This window comes from Leptolyngbya sp. ST-U4, assembly GCF_039962215.1.
Taxonomy (GTDB): domain Bacteria; phylum Cyanobacteriota; class Cyanobacteriia; order Elainellales; family Elainellaceae; genus Leptolyngbya_A.
Window position 1 is genome coordinate 1,259,264 of record NZ_JAMPKZ010000001.1, and the last position, 19,822, is coordinate 1,279,085.

Here is a 19,822-nt window from a genome sequence, read left to right on the forward strand (position 1 = left end):
AATCTCATGAGTAACCCACCCGAAGACTGGAAATTATTTCAGGGAGATAATCGAGAGCCCCATGATGCGGTCAATCGACTTCCTGATGCGCCTCCCTGGAGACCCTTTGGTAAAGATCCGAATCCTGGGGTTAGTCGGCGGAAACATCGTGGGGAAACCTTTCAGACTCAACCTGAAGAGGTTGAGATGATTAATGCAGCGCTTTACTTGCGTCGCCCATTGTTAATTACGGGTAAGCCAGGCACAGGGAAATCTTCTCTGGCTTATGCAGTAGCGCATGAGCTAAAGCTGGGAGAAGTGCTTTACTGGCCCATTACGACCCGCACTACTCTCAAAGATGGGTTATATGGCTACGATGCCATTGGTCGGTTGCAGGAAGTCAAACAATCCGAAGCTAAAGGCGACTACAGGGAAGACCCACAGAAGATTGCTGATTATATTACTTTGGGTCCTCTGGGTACGGCCCTATTGGAGTCGTCTAAACCACGCGTGTTGGTCATTGATGAAATTGACAAAAGTGATATAGATCTGCCCAATGACTTGCTGACTATTTTTGAGGAAGGGCGGTTCGAGATTCCAGAGTTGGCTCGGTTAGAGAAGGAAAGTGACAACCCTGATCAGCAGACGGAGGTTCTCACAGTTAAGGTGCGTACAGCTTATACCGATGAAGCTGAGATGACCTATGCAGAAAGGAAAGTCATTATCCGAGGGGGGCGTATTACCTGCCAAGAGTTCCCTTTGGTGATTATGACCAGTAATGGTGAGCGAGACTTTCCACCAGCATTTCTCCGCCGTTGCTTGCGTTTGAATATGCGTGATCCTGATCGAAAGCAGATGGAACGCATAGTCAAAGCCCATCTGAAAGAGTGTGATTTAACCGATAAGCAAGTTAACGATCTAATTACTGCTTTTCTTAAGCGTCGTGATCAAGGTAGAGAGCAGCTTTCTACCGATCAACTTTTGAATACCCTATTTATGATTGCTCGTCAGCGAAGCTGGGTGGGAGATGAAAAGGAAATTTTACTCGAACATTTATTAGCCCCGCTTGATCGTCCTCTACAAACGACTCCTAAGAATGGCTTGTCTGAGCCTGAGAAGAAATGATCGGTCGCCTCATCACCGTGTTACAGCAGACGGGCTTACTCCTGAGCGATCAGGAGATTGCAGCTTGGAGTGAGGCACACCCTGTATTAGATGATGAGGACATTGCAGATGCGCTGTGGTTGGCATCCAAAATCGGTCGTTCTTATGAGGAGGAAACGGGCGAGACTGAGCAAGGAAAACAGACTTCACCTTCTTCCAATGAAACAACCACTGTTGAGATTGTTGAGGACAATAGCACTTTGCCGGAAGTGTCTTCACCCACTGTCTCAGCTTATATGCCTCCAGTGATGAGGTCAGATACATCAATAGGTGAAACCTCAGAACATGGCTTGCCGATTCAGGTACGGGCTGCTCCTGCCTTTTCTAATTCCCGTGATATTGGACGATCGCTCCGTCCACTCATGCGTAGGGTGCCTTCTTTAACGCGATCGGATCTTGATGAACTTTCTACGGTCAACCGGATTGCGGAACAAGATATCTGGGTGCCAATTCTCAAGCCTTCTCTGGAACGTTGGTTTGATCTGGAGTTGGTGATTGAATCGTCTCGGTTTAGCTTTATTTGGCAGGAGACGCTGGATGAGTTTCAGCATCTGCTGGAATATCAAGGAGCCTTTCGCAATGTACGAACTTGGTCTGTTGAAGGGGCCGACACGGGACAACCGAAGCTGGTGTCTAAAAAGCAGCGACAGGGAAATCCTGAACAAGATGTACCGCTACGAAGCTATAAAGAACTAGTTGATGCCTCTGGGCGGCGTTTGATTCTATTTGTGAGTGATTGTCGATCCCAGTTGTGGCGGCAGGGGCAGATCCATGATTGGTTAGCTTTTTGGAGCCAGAATCAACCAACTGCGATCGTGCAATTGTTGCCTGAATGCTTATGGAATCAAAGCGAACTGGATGTAGGATTTGCAGTGCAGGTTAGCTCCTTAATTCCAGGTGCTCCCAACCCTAAATTACAAATCAGAGAACTTTTTTCTCAACCCAATATCGCCCCGACGGATGCATTGACGCTACCCATTGTGACGTTGACGGTGGGTGCTCTAAAGCAATGGGCTTTAGTGGTTGCGGCAGCAGGTCGTCAGCGGGCTCCAGCGCGTTTATTTGATTTGTCCTGGGTAAAAGATCCAGAACGGGATCGATCGCTGGCAGTTATCCGCCCTAAATCAGCGAAGGAACGAGTGGAGTTGTTCGCAGCGACCGCATCTCCCATCGCACAACAGCTAGCCAGCATGATGGCGGCTGTTCCGGTGGAACTCCCTGTCGTGCATTTGATTCAGGAGGAACTGCTGCCATCGGTGCAGCCTGTTCACATTGCCGAGGTCTATAGCAGTGGACTTCTGGAAGAAATTCGATCGGAGAAACTTCCTCTTGATGCCTCAGCACGCTATGACTTTGTAGAAGGGGTGCGGGAGCTACTGAACAAAATTACGCCGCTTGACGAGACCCTTGGCGTACTCGAAGCTCTTTCTCAGCGCATTGCCAGAACCTTGGGCTTTGAAATCAAAAGTTTTACTGCCTTGCTTTCTCCAGGATCGGATTGGAGCCAGGAGGAGAAAGATGCCATTCTACCTTTTGCTCAAATTGCGACAGAGGTACTCTACCGCCTGGGGGGAGACTATGCGGAATTAGCTCAGTTAGTTGAGCAGGATGCGAAAGTGTATCCTGATTGGATTCAACCTATAAAAACAGAGCAAACGTTCCCAGACTTAGAGGTGCTGGAATTTACCACCGCTCAATTAGTTGATCCGTTGAACGAATCCTCCCCAGAAAACCAGTTGCCACCAGTGCAAACTCAAGAGGTTGAAGTCGTCACCATCATTGTTGAATCTGAGCCTGAAGGTCTGGAGCGATTTGAGTTCGAGGTAGCAACGATCGAGCGTAGAACTGATGCACAGCAACCTGGTCTTCTGCAAGGGCTTCGGAATTTCTTTTCAGGTTCAGAACGGCAAAGCAATTGGGTGATTCGCAAGCAACGACAACAGGCTTATCAGTGGATCGAGCCATTGGGTGATCTAATTCAGCAACGGATACAAGCCACTTCAAAAAGTGTTGAGCGATCGGACCCTCGGCTAGAAATAGTGTCTCCGCTTGAGATGGTTTCTATTCCGGCAGGCACATTTATGATGGGTTCTCCTAAAGACGAGGTCGATCGCCCTCCTTCAGAAAGCCCCCAGCACGAAGTCAGTGTCCCCACTTTCTTCATGAGTAAGTATCCCATTACTCAATCCCAGTGGCGATTTGTATCCGGATTGCCACAGGTGAATCGAAACCTTGCTCCAAATCCTTCCAATTTCAAAGGGGGCAACCGTCCTGTCGAGCAAGTGTCTTGGTATGAGGCAGTAGAGTTTTGCGATCGACTTTCTGCCTACACAGGACGAGAGTATCGCCTGCCCACTGAAGTGGAATGGGAGTACGCCTGTCGTGCTGGAACGACAACGCCCTTTCACTTTGGCGAGACGATTGCTCCTGAACTGGCAAACTATGATAGCTCTAGGACATATAACGATGGTCCACAAGGTAAGAGACGAGGAGAAACGACTCCTGTAGACCATTTTGGAATTGCCAATGCGTTTGGCTTATCCGACATGCACGGGAATGTGTGGGAATGGTGTTTAGATCATTGGCATGACAGCTATGAGGGTGCGCCAACAGATGGAAGTGCCTGGATCAGTGAAGATGAGAATGCAAGTCGAGTCCTACGCGGCGGTTCCTGGCTCGACTCTCCGGGGGGTTGTCGCTCTGCCTCTCGCTACGACATTTCGCCCGCCACCCGCTACAGCACTTTTGGTTTTCGTGTAGTTTGTGTTGCCCCGAGGACTCTGTAGCCCTTTTCCCTCTTGCCCTTTAGTCCTATGCCCTTTTTTCTTTTGCACTTCGCGCGAAGCGCGATCGAAATTCTTAACCTCAAGGTCAATCCAGAGCTATGGCGACTATTCAGAATCAGCAGCCTAATCTTAGACTCCAACGCCGTCGTCAGTCCGTTCAGTTTTTTGTTGAGCCGCTAATTGAAGACATTGGGATCGAGATGATGTTGATTCCGGCGGGCACTTTTCTAATGGGTTCACCCGAAGATGAGGTTGATCGCTCCCCTTCAGAAAGCCCTCAACACGAAGTCAGTGTCCCCACCTTTTTCATGGGCAAATATCCTATCACTCAAGCCCAATGGCGATTTGTAGCACAATTACCGCAAGTGAATCGAGAACTGAATCTAGATCCTTCTAGATTCAAGGGAGACAAGCGCCCTGTCGAGCAGGTGTCTTGGTACGATGCAGTGGAGTTTTGCGATCGGCTATCTGCCTACACCAAACGAGAATATCGCCTACCCACCGAAGCAGAATGGGAGTATGCCTGTCGTGCTGGAACAACCACCCCTTTTCATTTTGGTGAAACCATTACGACTGATCTAGCCAATTATGATGGTACCGATGATCCTGATGGAAAATGGTCAGGCTCCTATGGTCGTGGACCGAAAGGTGAATATCGCAAAGAAACCACTCCTGTAGACCATTTTGGGATTGCGAATGCCTTTGGGCTGTGTGATCTGCACGGGAACGTTTTTGAGTGGTGTTTGGATCACTGGCATGGCAGCTATGAGGGTGCTCCAACAGATGGGAGTGCCTGGATCAGTGGAGATGAGAATGCAAGTCGAGTAAGACGCGGCGGTTCCTGGGGCCCCTATCCGGGGTATTGTCGGTCTGCCTCTCGCTTCAACGATTCGCCCGACTTCCGCTACTACAGTATTGGTTTTCGTGTAGTTTGTGTTGCCCCGAGGACTCTGTAGCCCTTTGCTCTCTTGCCCTTTTGCCCTCTGCTCTTTTTTCTTTACACTTTCTTTCGCGCGAAGCGCGATCAAAATTTTCTACAGAAGATACAGTAGGTTATTTTCTGAACCGCATCACTCGTCCCGCCATGCAAGAGCTACCCATCATCCAAAAAACCTACGACCTGATTAAATGGTACGTCCCGATTCTCAATCGCCTGCCGCGCGACCACAAGTTTATGCTGGGCGATCGGATTATTGCTGGATTGTATGATCTGCTGGAGGGGTTGATTCAGGCTCGTTATGCCAAAGAAAAGCTACCAAAATTGCAATCGCTCAATACTCAACTCGATATCCTGCGGCATCAGACCCGGCTCCTACTCGACTTTCAACTGCTATCCGATCGTCGCTATGAATATGTTAGCCAGCACATCAATACGATCGGTACTGATCTGGGAGGATGGATGAAGCAGCAACGTCAGCAGCAAGCCACATGAAGCGGTACGGCAATCTCTGGTCGCAAGTGGTTTCGTTTGAAAATCTGCTGCAAGCTTCCCGACAGGCACAGCGAGGCAAGCGGTATCGTCCTAATGTCCTGGAATTCAACTACAACCTGGAGCAAGAACTGTTTCGGCTTCAGTCAGAACTGCATCAAAAAACTTACACTCCTGGCGGCTATCGCACCTTCAGAATTCGCGATCCCAAATCGCGCCTGATTTCCGCTGCACCTTATCGCGATCGAGTGGTGCATCACGCCCTCTGCAATATTATTGTCCCCATCATCGAGCGAACCTTTATCAACGATACCTATGCTAATCGATCGGGCTATGGGACGCATCGAGCATTAAAACGCTTCATCGAATTCACCCGCAACCATCGCTACATCTTGCAGTGTGACATTCGCAAATATTTCCCGAATCTTGATCACGCTATTCTCAAAACTATCCTGAGACGCAAAATTAAATGCTCCGATACCCTCTGGCTAATCGATCGCATTATCGACGGCAGCAACCCACAGGGAGAAGACGCTGAATACTTTCCCGGCGATGACCTGCTGGCTCCGGTAGAGCGACGAAAAGGACTGCCGATCGGCAACCTGACCAGCCAGTTTTTTGCCAATGCCTATCTGAATGGCTTTGATCATTTCGTCAAAGAACAACTCAAAGCCCAGTGTTATCTCAGATTTGTAGATGACTTTGCCCTGTTTTCAGACGATCGATCGTTTCTGGAAGCGGCACGAGGAGCGATCGAACAGTATTTGACCGCTCTGCGTTTGCGGCTACACCCAGTCAAAAGCCAACTCTTTGAAACCAGACAGGGTGCAAATTTTGTGGGGTTTCGGATTGTGCCGACGGGTAAAGCCTTTCCCAGAGAAGTTCAGATTCGGGTCCGAAACAGCAATTTAAGACGGGCACGGCATCGGCTGCGACATTTACAGCAAGATTACACTGCCGGACAGCTTTCCCTGGCAGAACTGGTACAGCGATTGCAAAGCTGGGAAGCCCATCTGCGGCATGGAGACACTCATCAACTGCGCCGCCAAATCTTCGATCGCTGGATATTCACCGCCCCGCCTGAGCCAAGCTCCTTAAAGATTTCAGCATCATTAGAGACGAATTAGATAGTCTGGCAGTACGCTATAAGCGGGGTTAGGTCGGCAAACGCGGCGGTTCCTGGAACAACAATCCGAGGAATTGTCGATCTGCCTATCGCAACAACAATTCGCCCGACAACCGCAACAACAATATTGGTTTTCGTGTAGTTTGTGTTGCCCCGAGCACTCTTCTCATGCCAGAGCCAGTCGATGGGATATTGACTGGGAGTGTTTAGAAGAGTCCAGACCTGCTCCTGTGATGCATTTGCATCCGAAAATCAAACCGGGTCAGGTAGCTTGGTAGCTGTGGCGAACAGTTATTTGACCCACCTCAAAACATTGTCAAGTTGCATCCTGGCATGGCAGAACTGGTGATTCGTCGAGAGCGCAAGCAAGCCCGCTACTTCGTTGAGAAGCTGGGCGACACACTGGGGCTGGATATGATTCTAATTCCTGGTGAAACTTTCATGATGGGTTCTCCCGACGACGAACCAGAACGCAGCGGTGATGAAGGACCACAGCATGAAGTGAACGTTCCCACCTTCTTCATGGGACGCTATCCCGTGACTCAAGCCCAGTGGCAATTTGTCGCAGCATTGCCTCAGGCTAAACAAGCACTCGATCCCGACCCTTCCAGTTTCAAAGGAGATAACCGCCCTGTCGAGCGTATGTCCTGGTATGAGGCAGTGGAGTTTTGCGATCGTCTCTCTGCCTACACAGGACGAGAATACCGCCTACCCACCGAAGCAGAGTGGGAGTATGCCTGTCGTGCTGGAACCACAACGCCTTTTTATTTCGGCAAAACCATCACGACTGAATTGGCAAACTACGACGGCAACTATACCTATAATGATGGACCGAAAGGGGAATATCGAGAAGAGACAACTCCTGTAGATCATTTTGGCATTGCAAACGCCTTTGGATTATGTGACATGCACGGAAATGTTGATGAATGGTGTTTAGACCATTGGCATAACAGCTATGAGGGTGCGCCGATCGATGGGAGTGCCTGGATCAGTGAAGATGAGAATGCAAGTCGAGTCCTACGCGGCGGTTCCTGGGGCGACTATCCGGGGGATTGTCGATCTGCCTATCGCTTCGACGGTTCGCCCGACGACCGCTTCAGCCTTATTGGTTTTCGTGTAGTTTGTGTTGCCCCGAGGACTCTGTAACCCTTTACCCTCTTGCCCTTTTGCCCTTTACCCTCTTCTCTTTTGCACTCTTCCGCGCGAAGCGCGATCGAATTTTTTACAATTGCAGTAATCAAGGAGGGCGAAATGATTGCAATATCTCACAATCCACTCATGACCTTTCAGGAGTACCTTAAGTGGGAAACGCAGCAGGATTGTAAATACGAATATGTGGGTGGCGAAGTCTATGCCATGACAGGCGGCACCATTCCCCATAGTGCGATCGCCGTTAACCTTCTCGCTGCCCTCAGACCCCATGTACGCGGTCGCTCCTGCCAGGTGCTCAGTTCAGATGCAAAAGTCGCTATCAGCGAGACGGGTCCCGGCTTCTATCCTGACCTGAGTGTCACCTGTGACTCCCGTGATCAAGAAGCGATCGAGGCGATTCGTTACCCCTGCATTATTGTCGAAGTGCTTTCCCCCTCTACTGAGAGTTATGACCGGGGAGCAAAATTCGCTCACTATCGCTGCCTCAAAAGCCTGCGAGAATATGTTCTGGTTAGCTCCGATCGCATGAATGTTGAAATTTTTCGGCTCAACGAGCGCAAGAAATGGGAACTGACCCCCTACGCCGCAGGAGAAACCCTTCAACTCATTAGCCTTGATTTTGAGTGCCCGATCGAACTGCTGTACGAAGATGTAAAATTCTCACCTCAAGACAACGACGCGATCAGGACAGCCAGTTCATCGTGAGAGGATTGAAGCGACGCACGATCGAAATTTTTGCCCTTTTTTCCTATCCCGCCTGTCCGCCACTCAAGACCTGTTTTGCCGTCACTTCCAGTTCTGAAAACACCAGTGAATCGACAAGGGAATCTGCCCTAAACTCATCAGCATCATACAATCCCTCCACAAGCTTACATACCGTTACTACAGCCTGCATGGAATATACAATCCAATATTCTGCAATGTTAAGCACCGCATATTCTGCGCGTTTTGCGCGGTAGTCTGTCGATTTCAAAGCTGAGCCGTTGTGCGATCGCCATTGCTAGATCCCCCTAGCTGCCCGGTGGATAAATATAACGGTAATACGTTGGACGACTAATTTTTAAATGCTGTCAGATCGATGGAAGCAGCAATCCCACCCCAAGAGAACTAGGAGAGTTGAAGGTTCAGTTGACTAGAGATAGAGACAACAATTCCCTTTTTCCGCAGATCTCCCAAGGCTTTGTAGAGGTCGCCGTCGTTTAGCTCCCAGCGATCGCAGAAGGCAGCAACGTCGATCGCAGGATTGAGCTTACCTGGGTAATCAATCTGTAGTGCAAAGAAAACGTAGTCTCGATCGTTCGTTAGAAGCTTTAGGGTGCGGATACGGAGCAGTTCCTCATAGGTGAGGAGATACCCATTCGTTGGTGATGCAAATTCGTGTTGAAGCATGAGCATCTTAGTACATTTGCACTAAAAATACACGAATTATTTGTCGGCAGCAAGAAGGAGCTATCGCTTAAACTTTTGAACTGCGATTTTTTGTATTACACCCCTGCTTCGTCAAAGTTCTCTGACAATACCCAAACTTACCTAATTTTTTGTGATTGAGATAAAGATTGAGATAAAACTGGAAAAGATATTTCTATTGATTGCTAAAAAGCTTAACCAGCAAGGATTTGAGAAATACGACCAGCTGATTTGTAATCAGCCGGTCGCAGGTTCGAGTCCCGTCACCAGCTTTTAAGTAAAACAAGTGTACATTCGCGAACTGAATGTCGCAATTCGCAGATTAATGTCGTTTTCGGGACAATTTGCTGGAGTCTACCACATTTCGCAAATTAATGTCGCCTTTGTTTTACTTCAATCTTTTCGCAAATTAGTGTCGTTCCTGTCTTTTCAATAAACCTTTTGCTGGTTACAAATCAGCTGCTCCTTTCAGTCCTCCATTCATAAACCCACAAACGATCGCAACACAGGAAAAGTTTGTGGTTTCCTTAAGCCTAATTTCAGCCACCCATGCCTGAGAGGGCGATCGCGACGAGAAAATTGGTACTTTGCCTGAGTATTCCGTTATACTTTCAGCCCACCTATATCTGAGAGGGCGATTGCGACTTAGCGCAGTTTACGGTTCGACTCGTTATGAAGCCGTTCTTTCAGCCCACCTATACCTGAGAGGGCGATTGCGACTCCCAGCGCTAGAATCCTTGTACCATCTGCTTCCCTAAAGGAAATTGCCAAAGCTCGATTGCTCTTTGCAACAATCAACATTTATTTGCAATAACGAGCGTCAAACGTAGGCAACAAAAACCTTGGAAATTAGATTTCAGAAGGATTGTGTACGTTTGGCTAACCTTTCGGGATTTTGAACCTCGCTTCGGTTTGCCAAAAAATTATGGAGGACTCCCACAATGATTCGGGGCGATTCAGTAACTGCCACTCCAGTAACATCATCTGCATCTAAAAATCGAAGAGATAATGCTCCCGTACCTACCTTCAAAGGAGGCTTAACTCACTTCTGCTGGGCGCGCACCTACGCTACATTGGAAGAAGGGAATCGACGAATGCAGCTTCCCATCCCCATACAAATTCCGAGATCAAATTTGTACCAGGATGGCAGTCAGTGAGCGGACAGTTATCAGGGTCGGAAAGCACAGCCATCTCACGATGACCAAACTGACCCACATTTTTCACAGTTCAGCGGCTTAGAAAGCTTGAACTGCGGCGCTATTGACTCAAATATTAACTTGTCCAGGTTCAAATGTACCCAAAGGCAAGATTATTTTGTGGCGATCGCACGAGAGTGGTAGGTTGCGATCGCCAAATCTTTTGCCTGTTCTTGGGCGGTTCCCTTTGATGGTTGGAAGCCCGTCTCGACTGTGAGCCCTACTTGGTTAGCTTTAGAACAAATCGTTTCAAGAAGTCTGTTATAGCTCCATTGATGGATTGCCCTACGGAACTCTTTAGCATATTTGTCCTGAGCCTCAACCGAACCCGGACACTTCTGTTCAGCCTTTGCCGTGATCTCACTGGAGAGTAATTCTCGAAGATGCTTCAGGCTAGGAATCACGATGCTGCCCGCTTGATACTGTTGAGCCAGTTGAATGACGGACTGTGCCAGTAGGCGATCAACATACTGACCCAGTTCTGATTCTGAAGGTTGGTATGCTACGCCGCGCTTCTGATTTTTGTGACGTTGCAGGGCATTCTGCTTTTGCCGTTGTCGTTGACGGTTGAGGAGAGAGTAGCGATCGCCTAGTAATGTACGAGGAGTTCGATAAGTCAGAACATCTCCGGTTCTGCCGTTGACCACTGCCACTGTTATAGGCTGAGCCAACCCAACGCTAAGTCCAACTAAAATATAAGGTGCAGTCGGCTACGGCTACTGATGACACGACTCCTCTTAACCCTGCTGAGAGTCTAGATTTGGCTGAGATTTGGAATCGCTACAGGGAGGTGCGATCGCACAAAAAGTCAACATTTACGATCAGGATGTATGGATGGGTCGCAAATCATATAAGTAGGTGCCCCTATAAACGGCTGACTGAAGCTCAGGCTACCTTTGACTGGTTGAATGCTAACGTCCCTGCGGATTCTACAAAACGAGTTCTGACGCAGCTATCGGCAAGCTGCAAATGGGCGAAAAAGGTGGGGTTGATCGATTCCAACCCTTTTCAGGGAATGGCAGCAGAAATTGAGTTGGAAAAGTCTGAGGGCGAGGAGGAAGAGGAAATCTATCCTTTCACGACAGAGGAGCGCAATCGCATCATTACTGCCTTCAAGGCGGATCGCCACTACGGCAAATATGCCTCGCTTGTCGAATTCCTATTTTTCACGGGATGCCGACCTTCTGAGGCTCTTGCCTTGCAGTGGAAGCATATCAGCCAACATTTCATCACTTTCCGACGAGTTCTTATCTACGATGGCAAGAAACTGGTGATTCAGGATGGGCTGAAAACTCAAAAGCTGAGAAACTTCCCTGTCAATGCTCAACTCGCAGAAATCATTGCCACAATTAAGCCAAAGGATTGCCATCCAGAGTCCCTGGTGTTTCCTAGCCCCAAAGGGAAGTTTATCGATTGGCACAATTTCACGACTCGTGCCTGGACGAAGGTTCTTGCCTCTCTCTCGCAGGACACCTTACTGCCAGATGGTGAGGTACTGCCCAGCGTTGAATACCGCAATCCCTATCAAATGCGCCATACCTTCTGTAGCCTTTGTCGAGAGGGAGATATTGCCAGTATTCAACTTGCCAAGTGGGTTGGGAATTCGGCTGAGATGATTCGATCGAGTTTATGCTAAGCCTGTGAATCGTATCCCAGTTCCTATTTTGTAAACTTCCTATCGGCTTCGATAGCTTACAAGGTTAATAGATAGCTGGCGCTTTACAGCACGGCTTTGCCATTGCCGCAAGGATTGCCTCTATTTAATTACAGTAGTCGAACTGTTCCTTATTCAACTTAGAGACAAAAGGGTACATTTTACCCATTTTGGGACTAATCGAGGCAGTCAATACTTCTTGTGTTTATTTCACTGGTTAGAGGATGGCGCTAAGGTTGTCTCTTGCGTCAACCCACCATGCTTCTCTGTGATAATAAAACTATTGCGCAGGTTCACTGATATTCTCAGTCATATCGATTAAATTGACTTATAGATAGATGAGAAAGGTTTATAACAAGCTGGTACGTGATCGCATTCCCGAGATTATTGAGGAAGCAGGAAGAAAATGTGCGTCAGAGGTGCTATCGGAGGAGGAATATCAGCAAGCCCTACGCCAGAAGTTGATTGAGGAAGCACATGAAGTTGCCGAGGCTGACACTCAGGAACTGCCTAAGGAGCTAGCTGATTTGCTGGAAGTTATAGATGCGTTAATGGCAGTACATCAGATTAATCCTGCAACCGTTCGAGCAGAGCAGGAACACCGACGCGCAGAGAGAGGTGGATTTGAACAACGGCTCTTTTTGCTTTGGAGTCAGACGGGCTAGACTAAAGCAAACATATTGAAGGGCTGTTGGCGTTGAGTCTGAGTGATTTAGAGATTCAGGATGAATATCGGAGTGATAGCTGTGATCTGATTCAAGATTTTTATACTCCTTGTCTCGAAAACTCGGTCGTTTATAAACGAGCAGTTGGCTATTTCTCTAGTTCCTCAATGGCAGCGGCAGCAAAAGGCTTAACTGCTTTAATTCGTTCTGGGGGAAGAATGCAATTGATTGCATCCCCTCAGCTATCCCCTGAAGATGCAAACGCGATCGCTCAAGGACTGAAGCAGCGGGAAGCAGCCATTACCGATACCCTCTTGCGGGAGTTGGAATCTGAGTTTGACCAAGTCGTTCACGATCGCCTGACTTGTCTTGCCTGGCTACTGGCTAAGGGATTTCTAGAAATTAAGCTTGCTGTCCCTAAGATGATACGTGACCGGGGGATTTATCACGAGAAAGTAGGGATTTTCTCCGACAGCGAGGGTAATTTCGTCACATTTATGGGATCAGCTAATGAGAGCTACAGCGCCTTAATTGAGAATTTTGAGTGTATCGATGTTTACTGCTCGTGGGATATGCCCTTCCGTAGAAGAGCTTTGCGGAAGGTTGAGAACTTTCAGCGCCTTTGGGATAATCGGACTGAAAACTTGGATGTACTGGAATTTCCAGAAGCGGTGCAGCAGAATCTCCTGAGACTATGTCCTAGAGAGCCGCCGTTAATAGAACCCAGAGTGTCAGAGCCAAGCGGTGGCTATTCCACTTCCGGCTTGCCTCTTAAGGGAGTGCCCAAAATCCCCTCTTGGCTAAAGCTACGTCCTTACCAGCAGCAGGCGATCGCCAACTGGTTTGCCAACAAGGGACGAGGCACGTTGAAGATGGCAACGGGGAGTGGCAAGACGATCACGGCTCTGGCGATCACGGCTGAACTGTATCGGACAAGTGTTGAGCAAGATAAACCGCTCCAGGCGTTACTGATCGTCTGTCCCTACCGACATTTGGTGACTCAGTGGGCAGAAGAAGCTCGTCAGTTTGGCTTACAACCCATTCTGGCATTTGAAACGGTGAAAAGCTGGCAAGGAGAACTGCAATCTCAACTATTAGCAGTGCTTTCAGAAAATCAACAGTTTGTTACTGTGATTACAACGAATGCAACATTAATGCGAGACAGCCTCCAGTCTCAACTGCAATTTTTCCCGAAGCGATCGTTCATCATTGGGGATGAGGCACACAACTTAGGAGCAACCCGTTTAGAGTCAAGCCTGCCCCAAGAAATTAAACTACGATTGGCGCTCTCGGCTACGCCTGAACGATACTTTGATGAGCGCGGTACAAAGCGATTGCTTGAATACTTTGGTCCTGTTTTGGAGCCAGAGTTTACCTTGAAAGATGCGATCGCTGCTAAAGCGTTAGTTCCTTATCTTTATTATCCGGTTTTAGTAGAGTTAACAGAGCCTGAGATTGAGCGATATGAGGAACTCACCAGTCGCATTGGTCGAGCCATTGGGATCGGAGGCGATGCAGATGACAACGAGATACTAACGGCGCTACTGATGCAACGGGCGCGGATTGTAGGAGCAGCAGCCAATAAACTAAATGCTTTGCGCCAAATTATGTCCACGCGTCTGCAAACCAGTCATACCTTGTTCTATTGTGGTGACGGTTCTGTTGAGGACCAATTGACTGAAGAGAGCATTCGTCAACTTGAAGCGGCTACGGCTTTGCTACAAGACGAGTTAGGCTACCGAGTTAAAACTTACACAGCCGAAACTAGCCTGGAGGAGCGGGAAGAACTGCGCTACCAATTCATGCAGGGCATCCTACAGGGATTGGTAGCGATTCGTTGCTTAGATGAAGGCGTGGATATTCCAGCCATTCAAACTGCTGTGATCTTGGCGAGTAGTAGCAACCCTCGGCAGTTCATCCAGCGACGGGGGCGGATTCTGCGTCCGAGTCCAGGCAAAGAAAGGGCTGAGTTGTTTGACATGATTGTGATACCTCCTGATTTGGGACGGGAATCTTGGAGTATCGAGCGAAATTTACTGCGAAAGGAGTTGAAGCGGTTTGTTGAGTTCGCCGATTTAGCTGTCAATAGCGGACAGGCTAGAAAAGTACTGCTACTGCTGCAAGAAAGGTATCAATTATTAGAACTTTAAGTAAGTATGGCTTCAGATTATAACGACATTGAAGAACCGATTACGACTGCGCCCCCTGAAGTTGAAAAAATTATTCGGGAGGTGATTCGAGTGGAGAAAGAGAACTTACACTCGGATAGACCCAGGGTGAAAGCCGATATTCTCCAAATTATTAAGGATGCGGTGAAATGAAGCTAGTCTCGATGAAGCTGTTCAATTTCCGTCAGTTTTGGGGAGAAGTGGAGATTAATCTGGCGGGGCAGCCGGGACGTAGTGTTACAGTCATTCATGGTAATAACGGGGCAGGTAAAACCACACTGCTCAATGCCTTTACCTGGGTGCTATACGGTCAGCATACAGGGGCATTTGCTTCGCCAGAGCAGCATATTAATAAACGAGCCATTGCCCAAACTGCCTCAGGAAAACGAGTTGATTGCTGGGTCGAGGTTGTGTTTGAGCATAACAGCAATCGCTATCGTGCTAGACGATCGTGCTACATCGAGAAGTCGCATTCGGGTGAGTTGCCGATCGAACAGGGGGGAGAACTTGCGCTTCAGATCAATGGCAAATTGGTTCAGCCTCCAGAGGTGCCAGAAGACAAAGTGGGGCAGGTTTTGCCAGAGAGTTTGCATCGCTACTTCTTTTTTGATGGAGAGCGGATCGATCGCATTGTCAAATCAGAAAACAAATCAGAGATTTCTAAAGCCATTCGGACACTGCTGAGCGTGGAGGTGCTGGATCGGGCCATTAACCATTTGAAGGAAGCCTACCGATCGCTCAACAAGGAACTGGCAGAGCTTGGCGATCCAGAAACAAAGCGACTGGTGAAAGAGAAAGAAGACCTGATTGAGGAGAAGGCTCAACTGGAGGCTGGACGGGAGGAAATTGCATCTGAACTGGAGGCGTTTGAGGAGCAGAAGCAGAAAGTAACCGCGCAGCTACGTGACCTGGATAAGGTTGGGCAAATTCAGGAGCGGCGGGATGATCTGAAGCGACAGGAGGAGGAAATTCAGGCACAACTCGATCGCAGTGAAGATAAGCTGCGACGGACGATCTCAGCGAGGGGATATATGGTGTTTCTCACCGATGCGATCGCCCAGTTTCGCAATCTCGCCGATGAATTGCGGCAGCGCGGAGAATTGCCTGCCGGAATTAAGCAACAGTTTGTAGAAGACTTGCTGGAGGATGGGGCGTGCATCTGCGGCACCCAACTAGAGCAAGGGACAAAGGCTCGCAAGCAGGTAGAATCGTGGCTCGATCGCTCTGGGATTCAGCAGGTCGAGGAAGCGGTGATTCAGATGGGCGGTGAGGTGAACAGTATTGAGCGACAAATTCCAGAATTTTGGGCAGAGGTGGAGCAAGAGCAAGCCAGCATCGAAAATTTGCGGCGACATCTTTCGACGTTAGAGAACCAGCTTGACGACATCCGGGAGCAGTTGAAGGGCAGCGAAGATGTCAATGTCAGTGGTTTGGAAAAACGCCTGGAGGAGATTGAGGACAGGATCATTGACCTGCATCGGGAAGATGAAAATGTGGCGCGGGATATTGAGGAGTGCGAAGGAGAGATTGGCGATCTGAACAAGCAGATCAAGGACCTGAAGGCAAAGAGCAAGCAACAGGCCCTGATTCAGCGGCAGATGAAGGCGACAGATGATGCGATCGATCGCCTTACCCAAGTGCGATCGCGGGTAGATAGCAAGTTTAGGGTGGTGTTGGAACAGAAGGTTCGAGAGATTTTCCGGCAGGTGTCTTTTAAGACGCAGGTTCCTAAACTGACGGAAAACTATGAACTGGTGCTAGTCGAAAATTTAACCGATGGTGAGAGTATTGCTGCGCCTTCAACCGGAGAGAACCAGATTCTCAGTCTGTCGTTTATTGGCAGCATTATTGAGCGGGTGCGCTATTGGAGTAAGAAGCATTCGCTGATTGGGCTGGATAGCAGCAGTTTTCCAATCGTGATGGATTCGCCCTTTGGGACGCTGGATGAGAACTATCGGCGGCAGATTGCGAAGTTGATTCCCATGTTGGCGGATCAGTTAGTGGTGTTGGCAACGAAGACACAGTGGCGCGGTGAGGTGGAAACGGAAATGGAACCTTACATCGACAAGGAATATGTGTTGGTGTTTAACTCGGCAAAGCCTGACTGTGAGCCAGAGGCGATCGTCTTAAATGGAGAAACTTACCCACTGGTGCGGCAAAGCCCGAATGAGTTTGAATGGACGGAGGTTGTGGAGGTTGAGCGGCGTTAGAGTGGAGGTTGAGGGGTAAGGAGTACGAAGGATGGCGAGTTGGAGGATTTGGGATGACTGTTACAAAACAGACGATTTCAGACTATTTAGCATTAGAAGAAATTTATGAAGGGCAGCAAGAGTTTGTAGATGGAGAAATCATTAAGATGCCGCCCGAAAGCAACCTCAATGCCAGGATTTCTGTATTCCTGCTGGTATCGTTGGCGCGATTTGTGCCAGTGACATGGTTACGACACAAGGATATTGAGATTGTTGTAGCGGGTCGAGTGCGAATGCCGGATTTAATGGTTTTGGGGGAGGAGTTGGCGGCATCGCTATTGGCATCAGGACACAGCACGATTACAGGAGATATGCCTGCTCCCTTATTAGCGATCGAGGTTGTATCTCCAGGCAAGAAAAATGAGGATCGGGATTATCGGTTTAAACGATCGGAGTATGCAGCGCGAGGCATTCCTGAGTATTGGATTATTGATCCAATGAAAAAGCGAGTGTTGGTGCTAACGCTGGTTGATGGGCTGTATGAGTCGGTGGAATACCAGGGAAGCGATCGCCTCCTATCTACACTATTTCCTGAACTTGACTTAACGGTTGAGCAACTGAAACCTTCCCACGACCCGGATCGGCGCTGGCCGACGCCACCCGCCAGGCCGCGGCAGACAGCATGGTCGACGTCAGGCAGGTCGCCTGCCTCGGCAACTGCAAGCGAGGCCTGAGCGCGGCCGTGCTGCGCGCCGGCTCGTGGAGCTACATCTTCGGCGAGCTGGATGCCGGCAGCGCCGCAGACCTCGTGAGAGGCGCGGAGCTCTTTGCCGGCTCATCCGATGGTTTCATGCCGTTCCGCAATCGGCCCGAAGCGCTCAAGCGCGGCCTCATCGCCCGCGTCCCCACAGCAGCCAACCTTCAGGATCTCAAATGAACACGTCCGTCCAGCGCATCCCTTGCACCGTCGTCACCGGTTTTCTCGGCGCCGGCAAGACCACGCTTATCCGCAACCTGATAGAGAATGCCGGCGGCAGGAAACTCGCCGTCATCGTCAACGAGTTCGGCGATGTCGGCATCGATGGCGAAATCCTGCGCGGCTGCGGCGTCGAGAACTGCTCCGAGGAGGACATCGTCGAACTGGCGAATGGCTGCATCTGTTGCACCGTCGCAGATGATTTCGTGCCCGCACTCGACAAGATCCTCTCGCGCGACACCCAGGTCGACCATATCCTGATCGAGACGTCGGGGCTCGCCCTGCCCAAGCCGCTGGTGCAGGCGTTCCAGTGGCCAGCAGTGCGCAACCGCGTCACGGTGGACAGCGTGGTGGCAGTCGTCGACGGACCCGCGCTTGCCGCCGGCGAGGTGACCGGCGACCGCGACGCACTCGAACAGCAGCGGGCAGCCGATGAATCGATCGACCACGAAGACCCGGTAGAGGAAGTCTTCGAGGATCAGGTCGCCTGCGCAGACCTGATCGTGCTGTCCAAGAGCGACCTGCTGGACGATGCCGCCAGACGCCGGGCCGAAGCAGCGGTGGCCGAGCACCTGCCGCGCGCGGTCAAGATCGTAGCCGTCGCAAACGGTCGCATCGATGCAGGCGCCGTGCTCGGCCTCGGCCTCGCCGTCGAAGACGACATCGAGAACCGCAAGACGCACCACGATGACGAGGAAGATCACGAGCACGACGATTTCGACTCCTTCGTCATCGAGCTTCCGGCGATCGCAAGCCCCGAGGAGCTTGCCCGCAAGGTGGCGAGTGCTGCTGAGGCTGAGAACGTCCTGCGCCTGAAGGGGTTCGCCCATGTCGAAGGCAAGCCGATGCGCCTGCTGGTACAGGCTGTGGGGCCGCGCGTGTCGCATCACTACGACCGCGCCTGGGAAGCCGGCGAAGAGAAGGCGACACGGCTCGTCGTGATCGGCCTGAAAGGGCTCGACCGCGCCGCGGTGGAGCGGCTGCTGGCCGCCTGAGACGATGCACATCCTCGCGACATCTTCCGCCTCTCTGGACGACCTGATCGATCCCGTCGATCTGGCCATGCAGCCGGCGGAGATGATCGCGCTCTCCTTCTCCGACAGCGACCTTGCTGCACTTTCACGGGCGTGGAAGGACGCCGACGGCGCGTTGCCCTCGCTGCGGCTGGCGGCCTTGCGCGACTTGCGGCATCCGATGTCCGTCGACCTGTGGCTCGATGGAGCGGGCGGGAAGGCGAAGGTCGTGGTGGTTCGCCTCCTCGGCGGCCACGACTACTGGCGCTATGGCTGCGACAGGCTGGCGGAAACCGCGCGGCGAAACGGCATCGCACTTGCGCTGCTGCCGGGCGAATGCCGCGAGCGCGACGAGCGGCTGGCCGGGCTCTCGACTATTTCCGACTTCGATTATGACGCCCTGCTGGCCTGTTTCCGCGAGGGCGGGCCGGCCAACCTCGCACTGGCGCTAGGCCACATGGCTAGGCTCGCCGGCCACGAGGTCGAGGCGGCGACGGCCGCCCCCATCGCAAAGGCCGGCTGTTACCTGCCGGGCCAGGGCGTCGTTGAGCCTGAACGGATAGAACCGGATGGCAGGCCCGTCGTGCCGCTGCTGTTCTATCGCTCGATGCTGCTGGCGGACGACGTCGCGCCCATCGACGCGCTGACGAGTGCACTTGCGGCGCGCGGCATCCGTGCCCTGCCCGTTTTCGTTGCCAGCTTACGCGACGACGCGGCGCGGGCTCTGCTCAAGGGCGCAGTGGATCGTTTCGCCCCGCCGCTGCTGGTCACGGCGACGGCTTTCGCCACCGGTGCCGAACCCGGCGAGCAGAACATCTTCGACGAGATCGGCCTCCCGGTGTTTCAGGTAGCGATCGCCACGACGAGGCGGGATGCCTGGGCGGAAGGCCAGCGCGGTCTGGCGCCGCCAGACCTTGC

General features: G+C 50.8%; 19 protein-coding genes, 1 tRNA gene and 1 pseudogene. 18 read left to right on the plus strand and 3 right to left on the minus strand.

What is annotated here, in order from left to right:
* Positions 1-6 precede the first annotated feature (6 nt).
* From NDA02_RS05510 to NDA02_RS05545, 8 genes and pseudogenes are all read left to right on the plus strand, one after another.
* Positions 7-1,104 carry a MoxR family ATPase gene (locus NDA02_RS05510; RefSeq protein WP_190794816.1) on the plus strand — a complete coding sequence of 366 codons (1,098 nt, stop codon included), beginning with the start codon at positions 7-9 and terminating at the stop codon, positions 1,102-1,104.
* Positions 1,101-3,929 (plus strand): formylglycine-generating enzyme family protein, encoded by a 2,829-nt coding sequence (locus NDA02_RS05515; RefSeq protein WP_348254550.1) that lies wholly within the window; start codon positions 1,101-1,103, stop codon positions 3,927-3,929. The genes NDA02_RS05510 and NDA02_RS05515 overlap by 4 nt, the downstream gene beginning before the upstream one ends.
* A 98-nt stretch (positions 3,930-4,027) precedes the next feature.
* Positions 4,028-4,885 carry a formylglycine-generating enzyme family protein gene (locus NDA02_RS05520; protein WP_348254552.1) on the plus strand — a complete coding sequence of 286 codons (858 nt, stop codon included), beginning with the start codon at positions 4,028-4,030 and terminating at the stop codon, positions 4,883-4,885.
* A gap of 128 nt (positions 4,886-5,013) precedes the next feature.
* Complete coding sequence (gene avd, locus NDA02_RS05525) at positions 5,014-5,361, plus strand: diversity-generating retroelement protein Avd (protein ID WP_190793658.1); 348 nt, start codon at positions 5,014-5,016, stop codon at positions 5,359-5,361.
* Positions 5,358-6,485, plus strand: coding sequence for an RNA-directed DNA polymerase (locus NDA02_RS05530; protein ID WP_348254578.1), 1,128 nt, complete (start codon positions 5,358-5,360; stop codon positions 6,483-6,485). The genes avd and NDA02_RS05530 overlap by 4 nt, the downstream gene beginning before the upstream one ends.
* An 89-nt stretch (positions 6,486-6,574) precedes the next feature.
* Positions 6,575-6,694, plus strand: a pseudogene (locus NDA02_RS05535) (hypothetical protein); the annotation flags it as partial.
* Positions 6,695-6,817: 123 nt separating this feature from the next.
* Positions 6,818-7,630, plus strand: a complete 813-nt coding sequence (locus NDA02_RS05540; RefSeq protein WP_348254554.1) for a formylglycine-generating enzyme family protein — start codon at positions 6,818-6,820, stop codon at positions 7,628-7,630.
* A 105-nt stretch (positions 7,631-7,735) separates the two neighbouring features.
* Positions 7,736-8,341 (plus strand): Uma2 family endonuclease, encoded by a 606-nt coding sequence (locus NDA02_RS05545; RefSeq protein ID WP_190791779.1) that lies wholly within the window; start codon positions 7,736-7,738, stop codon positions 8,339-8,341.
* Positions 8,342-8,384: 43 nt separating this feature from the next.
* On the opposite strand, the gene NDA02_RS05550 is transcribed toward NDA02_RS05545, so the two are convergent.
* Positions 8,385-8,609, minus strand: coding sequence for a Uma2 family endonuclease (locus tag NDA02_RS05550; RefSeq protein ID WP_190791780.1), 225 nt, complete (start codon positions 8,607-8,609; stop codon positions 8,385-8,387).
* Positions 8,610-8,743: 134 nt separating this feature from the next.
* Complete coding sequence (locus NDA02_RS05555; RefSeq protein WP_190791781.1) at positions 8,744-9,025, minus strand: hypothetical protein; 282 nt, start codon at positions 9,023-9,025, stop codon at positions 8,744-8,746.
* 222 nt (positions 9,026-9,247) lie between these two features.
* On the opposite strand from NDA02_RS05555, the gene NDA02_RS05560 reads away from it, so the two are divergent.
* Positions 9,248-9,312, plus strand: a tRNA-Thr gene (locus tag NDA02_RS05560).
* Positions 9,313-10,352: 1,040 nt separating this feature from the next.
* Here NDA02_RS05560 and cas12k read toward each other — a convergent pair.
* Entirely contained in the window at positions 10,353-10,934 is a 582-nt protein-coding gene (gene cas12k, locus NDA02_RS05565) for a type V CRISPR-associated protein Cas12k (protein WP_347277868.1), read from the minus strand.
* A gap of 320 nt (positions 10,935-11,254) precedes the next feature.
* Here cas12k and NDA02_RS05570 point away from each other — a divergent pair, with 320 nt between their 5' ends.
* The 9 genes from NDA02_RS05570 to NDA02_RS05610 all read left to right on the plus strand — a co-directional run.
* Complete coding sequence (locus NDA02_RS05570; RefSeq protein ID WP_199296526.1) at positions 11,255-11,875, plus strand: tyrosine-type recombinase/integrase; 621 nt, start codon at positions 11,255-11,257, stop codon at positions 11,873-11,875.
* A 356-nt stretch (positions 11,876-12,231) separates the two neighbouring features.
* Positions 12,232-12,558 carry a nucleoside triphosphate pyrophosphohydrolase gene (locus tag NDA02_RS05575; RefSeq protein ID WP_190791783.1) on the plus strand — a complete coding sequence of 109 codons (327 nt, stop codon included), beginning with the start codon at positions 12,232-12,234 and terminating at the stop codon, positions 12,556-12,558.
* 32 nt (positions 12,559-12,590) lie between these two features.
* Positions 12,591-14,708, plus strand: a complete 2,118-nt coding sequence (locus tag NDA02_RS05580) for a DNA phosphorothioation system restriction enzyme (protein WP_242067308.1) — start codon at positions 12,591-12,593, stop codon at positions 14,706-14,708.
* Between the two features lie 6 nt (positions 14,709-14,714).
* Positions 14,715-14,879: a hypothetical protein gene (locus NDA02_RS05585; RefSeq protein WP_190791784.1), complete on the plus strand. Its 165-nt coding sequence runs from the start codon at positions 14,715-14,717 to the stop codon at positions 14,877-14,879.
* On the plus strand, positions 14,876-16,936 hold the full coding sequence (locus NDA02_RS05590) for an AAA family ATPase (RefSeq protein ID WP_190791785.1): 2,061 nt from the start codon (positions 14,876-14,878) through the stop codon (positions 16,934-16,936). The genes NDA02_RS05585 and NDA02_RS05590 overlap by 4 nt, the downstream gene beginning before the upstream one ends.
* A gap of 53 nt (positions 16,937-16,989) precedes the next feature.
* A complete protein-coding gene (locus NDA02_RS05595; RefSeq protein WP_348254556.1) occupies positions 16,990-17,649 on the plus strand; it encodes a Uma2 family endonuclease in 660 nt (219 codons plus the stop codon).
* The gene (locus NDA02_RS05600; RefSeq protein ID WP_348254558.1) at positions 17,598-17,852 is read left to right on the plus strand and encodes a DUF1636 family protein; all 255 of its coding nucleotides are present in this window, start codon (positions 17,598-17,600) and stop codon (positions 17,850-17,852) included. The genes NDA02_RS05595 and NDA02_RS05600 overlap by 52 nt, the downstream gene beginning before the upstream one ends.
* Entirely contained in the window at positions 17,849-18,886 is a 1,038-nt protein-coding gene (cobW, locus tag NDA02_RS05605; protein ID WP_348254559.1) for a cobalamin biosynthesis protein CobW, read from the plus strand. The genes NDA02_RS05600 and cobW overlap by 4 nt, the downstream gene beginning before the upstream one ends.
* Positions 18,887-18,890: 4 nt before the next feature.
* Positions 18,891-19,822: cobaltochelatase subunit CobN (locus tag NDA02_RS05610; RefSeq protein ID WP_348254560.1), on the plus strand; the 932-nt coding region annotated here is incomplete at its 3' end.